General features: G+C 47.9%; 13 protein-coding genes and 1 pseudogene. 4 read left to right on the forward strand and 10 right to left on the reverse strand.

Annotated features, from left to right (window positions below; genetic code table 11):
- Positions 1-255: 255 nt before the first annotated feature.
- Positions 256-564, reverse strand: coding sequence for a hypothetical protein (locus P0X86_RS17660; protein ID WP_277746048.1), 309 nt, complete (start codon positions 562-564; stop codon positions 256-258).
- A gap of 238 nt (positions 565-802) precedes the next feature.
- Between P0X86_RS17660 and P0X86_RS17665 the strand changes: the two genes are divergently transcribed.
- The 3 genes from P0X86_RS17665 to P0X86_RS17675 are packed head-to-tail and all read left to right on the forward strand — an operon-like array spanning position 803 to position 4084.
- Positions 803-1477 carry a response regulator transcription factor gene (locus P0X86_RS17665; RefSeq protein ID WP_277746049.1) on the forward strand — a complete coding sequence of 225 codons (675 nt, stop codon included), beginning with the start codon at positions 803-805 and terminating at the stop codon, positions 1475-1477.
- A complete protein-coding gene (locus P0X86_RS17670; protein WP_277746050.1) occupies positions 1462-2544 on the forward strand; it encodes a HAMP domain-containing sensor histidine kinase in 1083 nt (360 codons plus the stop codon). Before P0X86_RS17665 ends, P0X86_RS17670 begins: the two co-directional genes overlap by 16 nt.
- Positions 2545-2602: 58 nt before the next feature.
- Positions 2603-4084 carry a serine hydrolase domain-containing protein gene (locus P0X86_RS17675; protein WP_277746051.1) on the forward strand — a complete coding sequence of 494 codons (1482 nt, stop codon included), beginning with the start codon at positions 2603-2605 and terminating at the stop codon, positions 4082-4084.
- 76 nt (positions 4085-4160) lie between these two features.
- On the opposite strand, the gene P0X86_RS17680 is transcribed toward P0X86_RS17675, so the two are convergent.
- Positions 4161-5390 (reverse strand): multidrug effflux MFS transporter, encoded by a 1230-nt coding sequence (locus P0X86_RS17680; RefSeq protein ID WP_277746052.1) that lies wholly within the window; start codon positions 5388-5390, stop codon positions 4161-4163.
- 156 nt (positions 5391-5546) lie between these two features.
- Entirely contained in the window at positions 5547-6596 is a 1050-nt protein-coding gene (locus P0X86_RS17685; RefSeq protein ID WP_277746053.1) for an NAD(P)-dependent alcohol dehydrogenase, read from the reverse strand.
- A 246-nt stretch (positions 6597-6842) separates the two neighbouring features.
- On the opposite strand from P0X86_RS17685, the gene P0X86_RS17690 reads away from it, so the two are divergent.
- Positions 6843-7391: a TetR/AcrR family transcriptional regulator gene (locus P0X86_RS17690; RefSeq protein ID WP_277746054.1), complete on the forward strand. Its 549-nt coding sequence runs from the start codon at positions 6843-6845 to the stop codon at positions 7389-7391.
- 231 nt (positions 7392-7622) lie between these two features.
- Here P0X86_RS17690 and P0X86_RS17695 read toward each other — a convergent pair whose 3' ends face one another.
- From P0X86_RS17695 to P0X86_RS17725, 7 genes and pseudogenes are all read right to left on the reverse strand, one after another.
- A complete protein-coding gene (locus tag P0X86_RS17695; protein ID WP_277746055.1) occupies positions 7623-8399 on the reverse strand; it encodes an NAD-dependent epimerase/dehydratase family protein in 777 nt (258 codons plus the stop codon).
- Between the two features lie 252 nt (positions 8400-8651).
- Positions 8652-9298, reverse strand: a pseudogene (locus P0X86_RS17700) (glycosyltransferase).
- A gap of 159 nt (positions 9299-9457) precedes the next feature.
- A complete protein-coding gene (locus P0X86_RS17705; RefSeq protein WP_277746056.1) occupies positions 9458-10090 on the reverse strand; it encodes a Vat family streptogramin A O-acetyltransferase in 633 nt (210 codons plus the stop codon).
- A 274-nt stretch (positions 10091-10364) separates the two neighbouring features.
- On the reverse strand, positions 10365-11729 hold the full coding sequence (locus P0X86_RS17710) for an amino acid permease (RefSeq protein WP_277746057.1): 1365 nt from the start codon (positions 11727-11729) through the stop codon (positions 10365-10367).
- Between the two features lie 233 nt (positions 11730-11962).
- Complete coding sequence (locus tag P0X86_RS17715) at positions 11963-12841, reverse strand: metallophosphoesterase family protein (protein ID WP_277746058.1); 879 nt, start codon at positions 12839-12841, stop codon at positions 11963-11965.
- A gap of 88 nt (positions 12842-12929) precedes the next feature.
- Positions 12930-13766 (reverse strand): DMT family transporter, encoded by an 837-nt coding sequence (locus P0X86_RS17720; RefSeq protein WP_277746059.1) that lies wholly within the window; start codon positions 13764-13766, stop codon positions 12930-12932.
- Between the two features lie 184 nt (positions 13767-13950).
- Positions 13951-14715 (reverse strand): DeoR/GlpR family DNA-binding transcription regulator, encoded by a 765-nt coding sequence (locus P0X86_RS17725; protein ID WP_036660720.1) that lies wholly within the window; start codon positions 14713-14715, stop codon positions 13951-13953.
- Positions 14716-14745: the final 30 nt, after the last annotated feature.

Below are 14745 nucleotides of genomic sequence, written 5' to 3' on the forward strand. Positions count from 1 at the left end.
GCCGATGCCCGTTTGCGTTTGCTTTAACGGCCGCCATCAACTTGGTGGATTGGGGCAATAATTCGCGGATAGTCGCAGGCATCCTACACCAAACCATCCTGCGCCATTTAAAATGGACTTTGCAAAAAAAGCGCCGATGGACTCGGTAAGATCCTCTAACCAAGCTCATCGGCGCTTCTCATTTCGCTGTTTATCTCTACAGCCTAACATATCTAATACGGATGATCTTACGAAGCTCTTACAGGATCCATTCGGTTACCCTTCTACGATATCCGCCCGCAAATTAGTTGCAATTTCGATCATGAGAGGCACAAGCTCTTGATGGGAAACGGCGACATACAGCTCTCCCATGTAGTGCCTGAATGGAATCAAGGCTTCCCCATGTTTCCACATAAAGAAATCGCCTTCTACCGACATGGTGCTCTCTTCCCCTCTCACAGTGAGCTCCGTTTGATAAATAAAATCAGCTTTGGATGAAAAATATTGTTGGCATTCTTCCAATGAAATCTCCTGATCGCCAGCGTTGGGTTGCATGGATCTCGTGATCCGAAAACGTTGATTCATTATTGATCCTCCAAAATAAAATAACTTGTATCTTCGATTGCTTTCATTGTCCGGCCCTTCTCTAACGGTGGTGGTGTCGAAGCGCCACCGACTTAGCCAATACTATTCATACCACGATTGGTGAACCTCGTCTACACTGCCTTAGACTTTCCATGCCGTTCAATTAAAATCCGATTGGTATGCGAAAATTTCTTTGATATGCTGAAATCAAACATATGAAACTGGAGATGAAGCATGTATGCATAAGATACTAATCGTGGACGATGAGGCGGATCTTCGAAAGCTGCTGGCCGATTACTTTGAAATCAATGGATATTTTGTCATGACGGCCAAGGACAGCCGGGAAGCTATGCGAAAAGTGGAACTAGGACCCGATCTCGTATTGCTCGATATCAACATGCCTGAGGAGAACGGCCTTGAAGTATGCGAAAGAATTAGAGGCTTTGTCTCGTGCCCCATCTTATTTTTGACCGCTCGAATCGAAGATGCCGATAAAATAGCCGGCTTTCGGGCGGGAGGTGATGACTATATCCTGAAACCTTTCAGTATTCGCGAGCTTGGCGCCAGAGTAGAAGCGCATTTGCGCAGGGAACAGCGAGTCCTAACCAAAGCCTCGGTGAGGTTTAACCATGATTTGGTCATTAATTATACGGCCCGGGAGCTCTATTTCCAGGATAAACGAATACCTCTGGCCAAAAAAGAGTTCGACATTATCGAATTACTGTCCATGAATCCCGGCATGGTATTCGAGAAGGAGCGCATTTACGAGAAAATTTGGGGCCTGGACGAAGAAGGCGATAGCAGCGTCATCGCGGAGCATATTCGGCGAATTCGCAACAAATTCAAGGAATACGGCTGCAGCGATCGAATCGAGACGGTGTGGGGAGTAGGATACAAATGGCTAAACTCGTAAATAGGCTGCTGCTAGAAAGACTTAATCTGCTGCAATCGTTCATCCTGTTATGCATTCTTACGCTTTTTGCTGTACTGGCCATGATCACTTTGGAATTTGCCTGGGCGGAGATCCTGCGGGAGCGTTTTGGAGAGGCCGATTGGTTGCTGCCCTCCCTCGTCGCGGCGGTGCTGTTGACGGTAGCCGCAGGAATTGTCGCCATGGCCGTTCTATTTTACAGATGGAAGCTAAAACGACCGCTGACGATTCTGATGCAAGCATCCAAGAAGATCTCGGCCAACGATCTAGGCTTCAGCATCTCCTATGACAGCCGGGACGAGATGGGCGAGCTCATCGCCGTATTTGAAAACATGCGGTCACAATTGGAAATCAATTTAAAGGCGCTCTGGCGTTCGGTGGAGGAGCGCAAGCAGCTCAATGCAATTTTTGCCCATGATCTAAGGACGCCGCTGTCTGTGCTGAAAGGGTACGCCGAGTTTCTCGCCACCTATGTTCCCGAGAAGAAATTGTCGGAAGAGAAGATTCTGGACCTGATCCATACCATGAACCTTCACATCGTTCGCCTGGAGAACTATGCGGAGGCCATGAGCTCGATTCAGAAACTGGAGGATACCCCGGTGCATCGCGATCCCGTGGATATCATCCCGTTCACGGCTTTGTTGAACGACAGTGCCAATCAAATAGCTAGTCAATTCGGCATAAACTTTGCCTCTTCCATTGATAACGCTGATTCTGAAATCAGCCTGGATGCCCATGTCGTCATGCAGGTATTCGAGAACCTGGTAGCCAATGCGGCGCGTTACGCAACCAGTCAGGTGAACGCTCGTTTTATCATTCGGGAAGCCTCTATGGATATTGCCGTCACGGACGACGGACCTGGTTTCTCGAACGAAGCCCTAAACAAGGCTGCTCTTCCTTTTTACCGCGGGGATATGTGGGATGCAACCGAACATCGTGGACTAGGACTGTATGTTTGCAAGGTGCTTTGCGAAATACATGGCGGGAGCTTGCAGGTCGAAAACGGACCTCAAGGCGGCGGCTGCGTAACCGCAAGTTTTGGATCGTAGTTGATAAATAGTTGAAAATTATCCGATAGCATATCCTTATCTTGATTGAAGGAGTGCTATGATGCCGAAAACAATACAAAGAATGTTTACCGTAATTACCTGCCTGCTGCTAACTTGGACCGTGATGGCGGAGTCCGTAACTGCATTGGAGGACGGGGACCGCACGGAACTTTGGCGGGACATTGACGAATACATGAGCCGGAGCATGAAGGCCAACCATATCGAAGGTGCGTCCTTGTCGATCTCCTTAAACGATAAAACCTTCTATGCCAAAGGTTATGGTACGTTTGGTGAAAACCAAAGCATAACGGACGAAACCCCTCTACCCATTGCTTCGCTTAGCAAGTCCTTTACCGCATTAGCCGTTCTGCAGTTGGTGGATAAAGGCCGGATTGATCTGGAAGAGGCTTACGTTTCCTATTTTCCCGAACTGGCTCCTCAGGATCCCCGAGTTCATGACATAACGGTCCGGCATTTATTGAATCAGACCAGCGGCCTGACGGATGGCTCCAATCCCGATATGACGAGGACTCCGCAATTCCAAGCACTGCACGAGGCGAACCGGTTATTAAATGAGGTTGAACTCGCCCATAAACCTGGAACAACTTACAGCTACCACAATCCCAATTACGTGCTGTTGGCGAACCTCGTGGAAAGCATCAGTGGAGAGCGGTTTTCGGATTACCTGAATCGTCATATTTTTAAACCCCTGGGTATGAACCATACGTACAGCGTCAGCACGACGCATCAAATCAATGGGAATGAAGCTATCCCGCCGGGTCATTACTCGATTCTGGGCCGCTCCGTGAGTCGCTCAGAGCCTCTGTGGTTTATTGACGGTCCCGCAGGGATCGTTTCAACCGCGGAAGACATGTCCAGGTGGATGATTGCCCAATATAGCGGCGACCTTCTTCCCCCGGCGCTGATGAAGCAATTTCATTCAGCCGGAGAAGCTTCGCCGTACGGCATGGGTTGGCTCGCAGACCATGATCCATCGGGAGGCCGAACGATCTCCCACAGCGGTATTTTCTGGACGTACAAGTCGGAAGAAACGGTTTTTTTGGACGAGCAAATGGGGATCGCGGTGATGTTTAATTCGGGATTGAACGCATTTGTGGATTACTCGGGAATCATCGATGGGGTCGCGGCTATGATGAGGGGAGAACAGCCCAACATCTCTTTTCTTAACGATCGAAACATGTCTATGATCATGGTGGCGTTGATTCTCGCAACGCTTGTATGGGGCGGCTATGCTTCTATTCGTATTCGTCGGAAGAAAAAACGCCTTACGATCGGCATGTTCATTCTCGTATCGGTCATTAGGCTGATTCCGGTCCTCATCCTCTTGTCTCTCCCCCCATTGCTGACGTTTATCGGCGGAGGGCGCGTGCTGCCATGGTCCGGTCTTTGGACTACCCTATCGTCACCGATCATCTGGCTTGTTATATGGTCGCTCGTCAATTTCGTGCATGTGGCTTGCTATTATAGCGTCTATGCGCATTACGCCAAGAATAGCCAATCGATGGCTAACAACCCATAATGCCACAAGTTCAACACAACTAAATGAAGAAAAGGCAGCTGCATCAGCTGCCTAATTAAATCGTTTACCTATACATTCACATGCTGGAATCAGAGCTGGTTTTACCGCTGGTTAAACTTTGTCCCCCTTGAATCAGGATGAGATAGGCAGCAATAGATAATACACTGGTGGAAAAGATGACAACTCCGAAAGGAATCGCGGAATTTTCGCCCGCAATTCCTACAAGCGGAGACGTAACGGCGCCTAATGCGAATTGTAAGGAGCCGAGCACGGCTGAAGCGCTGCCTGCAATATGCCCCTGCGACTCCATTGCTAGCGTAAAAGAGATCGGCCCGATGATCCCAATGGAAAAAGCGAATAAGAAAATCGAAATAAACATGGCAGACAATGCGCCATGTACCAATACGACGAACAAGACCGCTGCAGAAGATATGAACGCAATGATTAATCCAATCCTGAATAGCCGGCTTTCCGTTACCCGGCCTGCAAACAATTTGACGAATTGAGATCCCGCAATGATCGCAAGGCCGTTCAACGCAAAGAGGATCGAGAACATTTGCGCCGACACGCCGTACATGTTCTGATAAATAAACGGGGTACCCGCCACATAGGCGAAAACGCCTGCGAACAGTATGCCGTTAACTAGTGCATATCCCATAAACGACCGCTCCCGGAACAAGCTGTTATAATTTTTTATCAATGTGCTGAAACTGCTTGGAACACGCTGCTGTACAGGTAGGCTTTCCTTTAACCCTCCTAAGGTTATCGCGGTCAGTGCTATGCCTAGCGCCCCCAAGAACAGAAATACACTTCCCCATGAGCTGTATGACATTACCGCGCTTCCGAGCGTTGGCGAAATTAACGGTGCCACATTGCTGATCATCGTTAAGAGCGCGATAAACTTCGTCATTTCAACACCATGGAACCGGTCTCGGACAATCGCTCGCGAAATCACGAGTCCGGCCGACGCTGCAACCCCTTGAATGAATCTTAAACATATGAACCACTCGATGCTTGGCGCAAAAGCGCATCCAATCGAGGAAAGGATGTACAAGATCATGGAGGTCAGCAAAGGCGGACGCCTTCCATACATGTCGCTTAAAGGCCCCATGATCAACTGTCCCAATCCTAATCCTAACAGGCTGGTGGTTAAACTCGCTTGAACCGCGGCTGCGCTTGTTCCAAAAAATACAGCGATTTGCGGAAGCGACGCCAGGTACATATCGACCGTAAACGGCCCCAATGCCGAAAATGTCGCCAAGATTAGGGCAAAACCGAAAGAACTTTGTTGAGCTTTATATTTCATTTCTCTAACTCCTATGACTGATGAGATGTTTTCTTATAAAATAACGTCTCTGCTTAAGACGATTGCGCAGGTAGCCGTTCGTTCGACCGGCTCCTCATTTAACTAAAGGGCACACCACTCGGCGTGCCCTTCTTGATTCGGGGATGCAATGAATTCTTATTCGTTCTCCATCGTGCTGATATCAATGACAAATCGATACCGGACGTCCGAAGCCAGCACGCGTTCCCAAGCCTCATCAATCCGATTTGCGGAGATGACCTCGATCTCAGGCGTTATGTGGTGTTCAGCGCAGAAATCCAGCATTTCCTGCGTTTCTCGAATGCCGCCGATTGCCGATCCGGCAAACGAACGACGATGCGGGATTAGCGAAAATACTTGAACAGGCAATGCCTCCGGAGGTGCACCGACGTTGACCAAGGTACCGTCCACCGCCAGCAGCGAGAGATAAGCATTCAAATCAATCTTCGCGCTCACCGTATTCACGATGAGATCAAACGTGCCGGCCAACTTGTTAAATGTCTCCGGATCGTTGGTAGCATAATAATGGTCTGCGCCTAACTTCAAACCGTCTTCTTTTTTCTTCAAGGTCTGTGATAAAACCGTGACTTCGACTCCCATGGCATGAGCCAGCTTTACAGCCATGTGGCCGAGCCCGCCAAGTCCAACCACTGCGATCTTCTTGCCAGGAGCGGCACCCCAATGGCGAAGCGGCGAGTAGGTTGTGATTCCGGCACATAAGAGCGGTGCAGCGGCATCAAGAGCAATGCCGTCGGGAATGCGTACGACGAAATCCTCCGTTACGACGATATGGGAGGAATAGCCTCCTTGTGTATATTGACCATATCTGTCGGTAGCTGCGTAAGTACCCGTATGTCCTTTCAGACAATATTGCTCCTCTCCTCTGCGGCAGCTCTCGCACTCTCCGCAGGAATCAACCATGCAGCCGACGCCTACTCGGTCACCAACCGTGTACTTTGTGACATCCGAGCCAACCCGGGCGACAATGCCGGCGATTTCATGTCCCGGCACGAGAGGATATTGGACCGGCCCCCAATCGCCGCGAGCGGTATGGATATCCGAGTGGCAAATCCCTGCATATTTGATTTCAATGAGCACATCATGCGGCTTAAGATCCCTTCGCTCAATAGTTGTTAGTTGAAACGGACCTTCCGGACCGAACACAGCACGTGCATTAGCATTCATCATGTATAACCTCCAGGTAATCTTATTTTTCTCAACTAGTCCTCTTTAGAAAATGGGGGTAAACAGGCCATTAGCCGTCGTTATCCACAAAAAGCGAATAAACAATTTAAGTTGTTTAATCAACTCATGTCTATTATTATAGGAGATAGATGTTGAAGTTCAATGGTTAAATCAGCGCGATTTGTTGAGATATCAACAAGATCATCAAAAGTGTTCATTAAGTTTGGAAGGTCAGGGGGTTAATACAAGATGGCAAAAGTGGATCGTAGAATCCTAAAAACGCAAGAAGCCTTAAGAAAAGCCGTCATTGAATTGATGGCCGACAAAAACTTCGATGACATAACCATTCAAGACATCGCAGACCAGGCAAATTTGAATCGCGGCACGATTTATCTGCATTATCAGGACAAGTATGATTTATTGAATCAAATCATGGAGGCACACATTCATGAATTAAAAGAGATGGATACATGGGCGTGTGAAATGGAATGGGCGGATGCTCTCGTGCCGTATTTCGAATATTTTGAAAAGAACTATGTGCTTTTTTCAACCATGTTAGCGTCCAAAGGCGCCCCTTCCTCTTTCAGAACGCGGCTGCTTACGTCTTTCATGGAAGGATTCAAAGGTGAGATCGACAAAGAAAGCGGAAAAAACGCCGAATTGCACGAAGATGTGATGCTGCAATATGCCGGGACTGCTTATGTCGGGGTCATTGAATGGTGGATCCGAAACGGAATGCCTTACCCGCCGCAAGTCATGGCCAAACAAGTGGGGACCTTGTTAGCAAGAAGCCTCTAATCGGCGTACGTGCGGCCGGGGCAGCTGATCACGTAATCGAAACGTACGTCAAGTGGGAATGACACGAACGATAGTCCTGAAAATAAAAAAAAGCCGCATGATTAACGCGACTTTCAGAAGGCAAACCTCTCATCGTTCATCGTGTCCTCATGGCTTCTGTACGCATGCAAATCTCTATCAGGCATCACCGATCTACGGAAACGCAGGTTTACAGGTGCTTCTTCGAAGCTGTTATTGTTGCTGGCCTCCCTGATAGACCGTCTCGTCCTGACGTACTTTGCTTCCCGCCGCTTTGGCTAACTCAAGCAGCTTTGCTGCGTCGTCCTGAGGTTTGTATCCGATCAATTCTTCAAGATAATCGATGTTATAATAGTTATCCGTATTGGCGGAGGTGCCGTACAAGTTCAAATACGTTAGTTTGTCATCTGCTTCAATGCAGCAAACGATCAGTTGAAGCATATCGCGTTCCGATATCCAGATATGCCCGGCGCGCTCTGAATGAGGTCGATCGTCTCCAGGGAAGTTGCCGATTCGAATATTAATCGAAGAGATTTTTCCCTGATCTGAATACAGCCGGCCCAACAGTTCGATATAGCATTTGCTGAGTCCGTAAAAGCTATCCGGGCGGTACGGATCGTCTGGCTCTACCTTTTCGTAAACCTTGTAATAACCGGTCGCATGATTGGAGCTGGCAAATATCAAACGCCGCACGCCATTCTGCACGGCTGCCTCAAACAACTTGTACGCGCCGCTCACATTTCCCTCCAGTACCTTACCGAGAAAATCCCCGTTGTCCTTAATCCAGGCAAAATGGAGCACCGTATCGACTCCTTGCGTAAGCTCTGCCAGCCGCGCCTCGTCCACGATGTCCAGCTGCACGATACCCTGCCTATCGTCCGCCTCAATATCCGCACCGATGATGTCATACCGGCTGTCTTTTTGCAGCCCCTTGTAAATTACGTTCCCTATGGTGCCCGCCGCTCCGGTTATCAATAGTTTGCGTTTCATTCGTTTCAAGCCCCTTTCCCACTGATCGTCACGTTTTTGCTGTGCTGTTAGTTATTACCCGTTGGGAGAGGGATGTATACGATAAAGTTTGGGGTTCCCTCTTGAGGAAAGCGAAAAACGGCTAATGGATCATATCTCTTGGTACCCGTTAATGATCATCAGCTTCTGCTTTGGCAATTACAAAAAGCCGCAAAGATGCGGCTATTGTAATTGTATGTTCTTCTTTACGCGATTCTGACACACGAGTAATCCTTAGAATTTCTCAGGGAATTGCTTGACAATGCCTTCTGTCAGAATATCCGCTAAATGAATCATGTGGATCTCGTTTTTATCGGTTGCAGCAATATCCGCTTTCCAATCTCCCTTGATACAGCTAACGACGATTTCCGTAATCAATTGGAGATGCGTATATAACATATCCTGGAGCTCTTTAAACTGCCAGTTCGGATTCGCTGCGCTTAAGAATTTGGCGATATCGTCAGCGTTTCTGTGCCAATCCGCCTCTAATTTGTCCCTTCCGACTGTTTGCCGGCCTTGGCCGCAGCCACAATTTTCACTGCAATCAGAATATGTTCTCTCATTAGATCAGCAAGCTTATTCCCGGCGGCTTCCCCATAGAAAGGTTTGATCACGTTGCCAATGTCCTGCTGGTTTCGTAAAAGCCGGTCCAGAACGTCCTTCTGATCAGGACGATTGGATATGGCACTCAGGATATAGCTTCTTGTCCATATCGTATGATCGATCCAAACCTTCTCCATTTCGCCTTTCAATTGGACTACTTTGGGACTTATGCAATTCGTATTCTTCTTTTCGCCCACCATGGCTTGCACAGGCGCTACGGCCTGCGTCATGCTAATTACAAACACTAAGGTTAACGCTAGCAACCATTTGTTTTTCACCACGTATCTGCTCCTCTGAATGGTTTGGAATAAAATAGGCTGTATTATTATGAAGTAAGGTTCCAATTATTATGCAGAGGATCATGTTCACGGTGCCATGGTGTTCTGCAAAGCCGCTCAATAAGTAGATTCACCCATGAGATGCTTATAATGAGCAATTTATAATTCCTTGATTTTTGTCAGATCCCCGCTGCATAACGTTTCAAGATGGTCAAAAATTTTTCGAGCAGGCCAATCCCACCATTTTATGGCAAGGAGATGGTCGATGAGTTCGTCATCAAATCTTTTCTTAATAACCCTGCAAGGATTCCCGCCTGCAATATGATAAGGGGGAACATCTTTTACAACAACCGAATTGGCTGCTATGATGGCTCCGTCGCCAATGTGTACACCGGGCATTACAGTCACGTTTTGACCAATCCATACATCGTTGCCAATGACTGTGTCGCCTTTTAGGGGTAAGTCGGCCAGTGCCGGAGTCGATTTCTCCCAACCGTTGCCCATGATGTTGAATGGATAGGTAGTAACACTGCGCATTCTATGGTTGGCGCCATTCATGACGAATTCAATCCCCTTTGCGATTGCGCAAAACTTCCCGATAATCAGCTTGTCACCAATAAATTCATAGTGGTGCGTGACATGCTCTTCGAATTTTTCGGCACCGTTTAGATCGTCATAATAGGTATAGTCGCCGACAATAATATTGGGACGTGTCACTACGTTTTTAATATAGCAAATACTTTTTATGGCCTCATTCGGGTAGATTGCATTAGGGTCGGGCCCATATGGCATATAGAATCCCTCCTTCGTTTTATATCGATCCTGATGTTGTTCAGCGTCGTGTCTATCTATCCATGAGGTGTCCGATACCAGGAGACGAACTTTTTACATTTTCAATTTCGACGTTTTAATTGTTTATCCTGTTTGAATCTGCATAAAATCACTCAAGCTCGTCCCTCAAAATGAAAACATCCCATTTCCACTTTGGTGAGAATGGGATGTTTATTTGATTTCATCCATGGATGATTTGCCAATTCATTTGCTTTCATTTGTTTTTATATGCTGCTTACTCACGGTTATTTTGTGCCTTGTTAACCCCGGAAGCATAATAACTGATCACGACAATACCCAAGAAAACAATGCCTGTAATCAAGGAAATCCGAGTTTCATCGTTAATCCACATACCGACCAGCACCATAAGCAAAAAAGCAATCGTCACATAGTTGGTCACCGGGGCGAAAGGCATTTTGAACGGATGATCATCCAAGGCACTCCCCATGGTTCTTCTGAAATTGATTTGACTGATCAAAATGACGAACCACGGCACCATACCGGGAAGCACGCTGGCGCTGTACACATGCACAAACAGATTTTCCGGTGCGATATAACTTAAAAACACCCCAAGGCCCAACCCCGTGAGTACGCCGATCGTTCCCAGCAGGGGCACGCCGTTACGGGACAGTTTCGTAAATATTTTCGGTGCCTGTCCATTGACTCCTAACGTATAAAGCATGCGTCCTGCGCTAAATATCCCGCTGTTGCAGCCCGACATGGCGGCGGTGATGACAACAAAGTTGATAATTCCGGCTGCCGCAGTAATGCCGACTTTCGCAAACGTGGCAACGAACGGACTGCCGAGGGCTTGCAGCTGATTCCAAGGGTAGACCGTAACAATCACAAAAATCGCGCCGATATAGAAGATCAAAATGCGCCAGATAATGCTTTGCGTCGCGCTCATTAACGTTTTTTGCGGGTTTTTGGCCTCACCTGCCGTAATCCCTATCAGCTCGACGCCTTGATAGGCTCCGATCACTAACGAGAGAGCAAAGAAAAAGCCTGACCATCCGCCGGTAAAAAAGCCCCCATGCTGCCACAAGTTAGAAAATCCGATCGCATTTCCTCCATTGCCTAATCCGAACAAAATCAGACCGAGCCCGGCAACAATCATCAAGACGATGGTTACGATTTTAATCATGGCAAACCAAAACTCAAATTCACCAAACGATTTCACGGAGAACAGGTTGGCTGCACCGAGAATCGCCATGGCGACGAGCCCTGGTATCCAAGCGGGCAAATCCGGAAACCAGTACTTCATGTATGTCCCAACGGCAATGATCTCCGCCATCCCGACGATCACCCACTGGAACCAGTTGCTCCAGGCCGTCACATACCCCGCCAAGGGATGAATGTACTTATGGCCAAAGGTCGCAAACGATCCCGTGCTCGGTTCTATGTACTGCATTTCTCCCATTGCGCGCATAATGAAGAATATAAAAATCCCTACAATAGCATACGCAAGCATCACCGATGGACCTGTCCATTTGATCGTGCTTGCCGAACCCATAAATAACCCGACACCGATGGTGCCGCCCAAAGCAATCATCTGAATGTGGCGAGCTTCAAGCCCCCTCTTTAGTTCATTGTTTTTCATTCCAAGTTTCCCCCTCTGTTCCTCTCTTAGCTGTCAATTTGAACAAGAGCAAAATCAAAACGCTAATATGTAAGCCTTGATCCAATTGTAGTATCTTTTTCCTGTGAAAACAATTATATTCATTTGGTAATCCTGCAGCGGAGCCGGAAAAACCCTCCATTTACTCGACAGCCCCGTTCAATCATAATGAACGGATGTCGTTGAATGGAGGGTTCTGTTGTAGGCGTTTTCAATTATTCGGATTGCTCAGGGATGTTACATTCAAACCGGACATTCTCCAGCCACTTGCCTGCAGCGAAATCCCGGCCTCTGACGATTACACGATCTGCATAAACCTCGACGAACAGACCCTGACTCCCATCTTTATGTTCGTCTTTATCCGTCCATAGGTACGCGACAGAGGATCCGTTAAACATATAAGGCAGTTGTTCCTGTCCATCGAACATGGTATGCTGCGCCTCCAGCTCCCAGTGAGTATGCCCCGTGAACAGGATGGCATGCCGGTGCTTAGCCAGAACTTTCTTGAGCGCTTCGTCCTGAGCAACGCCGAACCATCGCTGCGACTCATAAGATCCTGCAACCGTGTCTTTGAGCGGCTGATGCAGGAAGACGAAAGCCGGTTGAACCGGATTCTTGCTCTCGGTTAGCTTAGTATCGAGCCATGTCAGCTGAGTTTCGGACAAGGAAGCAAACAGTTCCAGCCCCTCCTCGGTTCCGAGGAAGATAAAGTGGTACCCGTTAACCCAATGATCGTGATAGGGTCCCCTCATCCCCGTGGCATCCAGATAAGCTCCCAAACGTGAAGGCCAATGCCCCAGACCGACATCGTGATTGCCTGCAGCAAAATAACTGACCGGCAATCCTGCGCCATGCTCCCGCCATATTCTGCGAAACTCCGCATATTCCTCCGTACTCCCTTGGTCGGTTAAATCGCCTGCGTGCATAATGCCGTCACTGTCCTGCGCCATTCGTTTAATATCTTCTAATGCCCTCGCCAAATTACAATTGTAGGTATGTCCGGGGTCCGCTTTCACGTGCGTATCGGTGATAACCTGAAATCGGAGCAGCACGTCCCCGTTCCGGTTTTCTCCTTCTTGATTCCGCTTGTTCAAACTACTCAATCCTCCTTCAAAAATGATGTCGAATATGGCCGACGCGTTATCCCCCTGTTCACCGCAGCGGTAAAATGCCGTCTGCTAATCATATGCCCAGCATGCCTACGAGTAAGATTCCGATAAAGATAATGCCGGCCGATACGAGCCGCAGCCCTCCTTGACCTTCCTTCAGCAGCAATACGCCCAGCAAGGTTCCGAATACGGTTCCAATTTCTCGAAGAGGCGCTATGTATATTAACGGGGACATACTCATGGCAAACAAGAACAACAAATATGAACCTGGAGAAAGAATCGCGCCAACTGCAAGCCATTTTCCATGTTCCCTAATCTCTCTTACCCAGCGGATTTCGCCAAAACGGATAAACGGGGCCAGCCCCAGCATAAATCCGATATTGGATATTTCCAAAAGCAGCGTTGGCGAAAAATGCTGCAGATTCACTTTGTCTACCATCACGTACGCCATCGTACAAAACCCCACGGCTGCAGTATAGAAAAGAACTTTGTGCGGGGTATGAAATCTTTGCTTCCTCATAAAGATGCCGCTTGATAGAAAGAAGCCAAATGCAATCAATCCGAGTCCCAGCCATCCCCAGACGGATAACCGCTCGTTCAGGAGAATGACTCCGCAAAGAGGCAACAAGAAAGTGGAAATCCCTCTCATCATCGGGTAGACCTGGGATAGGTCGCCATAGGTTAAGGACTTGGACAAGAAATAGGCATATCCCCCTTGAATGAACACGGACAGGAATAACAAAAGGTAAGCCGACATGGGTGGATTCGCTGTGACGATTTCGATCATAAAGCCCGGGAGCAGCATAAGCGTGGTGGGGATATAAATGATAAATAAAAACAACTGCTTATTCCCACTCGTCTTTGCCAACATATTCCATATTGCATGCGCCATGCCAGAGCCTAGAACCAATAAAACTGCAAGTGAAATTGCTACACCCCCTCTAAAAACACTAATTTACACACTCTTATGCTTATAAACACACATTTTCACAACTCGATTTTGATCGTATCATGGGATTTTCTTACTGTCAATTGATATGATGCGCAAAAAAAAAGAACCTCGTCGAAAGGCTCTTCTTGTTCCTTTGAAATTATTAGCAATCGATGTTGACCCCTGCCTCCCGATATTGTTCCAGGACATCATGCCCTAGCCCGGAGTCCGTCACAATCCGTTCAATCTGATCCAATCCGCAGACCGGTGTGAGCGAAACCGCGTTAAATTTACTGCTGTCTGCAAGCACGATGACCTTGTGTGCCCGGGCCAGCATTTTCTTCTTCAATTGAATCTCGCTTAACCCATAATCCGTCAAGCCTTCGGTCAGGGATATGCCGCTCACGCTCATAAAGAAAAGGTCGGCATGAAACTGAGTGACAAAGGATTCGGCAAAATCGCCGACCACGCAATGTTCCGAGTTACGGACCACCCCACCGACAAAGATGATCGTGAAATGAGGTTTCTCCATAAGTATCGATGCGATCTGAAAGGAATTGGTCAGTATCGTCAATCGATCAAAGCGCGTCATCAAGGCCTTGGCGAATTCGGTATTGGTGGTGCTTACATCCATGAACAAGGATTGCCCTTCTTCCACGTAGCGGAGGGCAATCTGGGCCAACTCCCGTTTCTCTTGAAGCCTCTTCATTTCCCGCACGGTAAAAGGCAGTTCTTTCTGATAGTCCGCTGCCGGCAAGGTTGCCCCGCCATGAACCCTTTTTAAGAAGCCCTCTTGTTCCAGATATTCCAGGTCTCTTCTAATCGTCTCGAAAGAAACTCCGAATTGCGCGATTAAATCCGTTGTCTTGACCGATTGGATTTCGTGAAGCAGTTTCATGATTTGTTGATGCCGATCATGTGCAAGCATTGAATATTCCTCCAATAAACGACTACCGCG

The sequence above is a fragment of the Paenibacillus sp. BR1-192 genome (assembly GCF_029542445.1).
GTDB classification, from domain to species: Bacteria; Bacillota; Bacilli; order Paenibacillales; family Paenibacillaceae; genus Paenibacillus_AQ; species Paenibacillus_AQ lautus_A.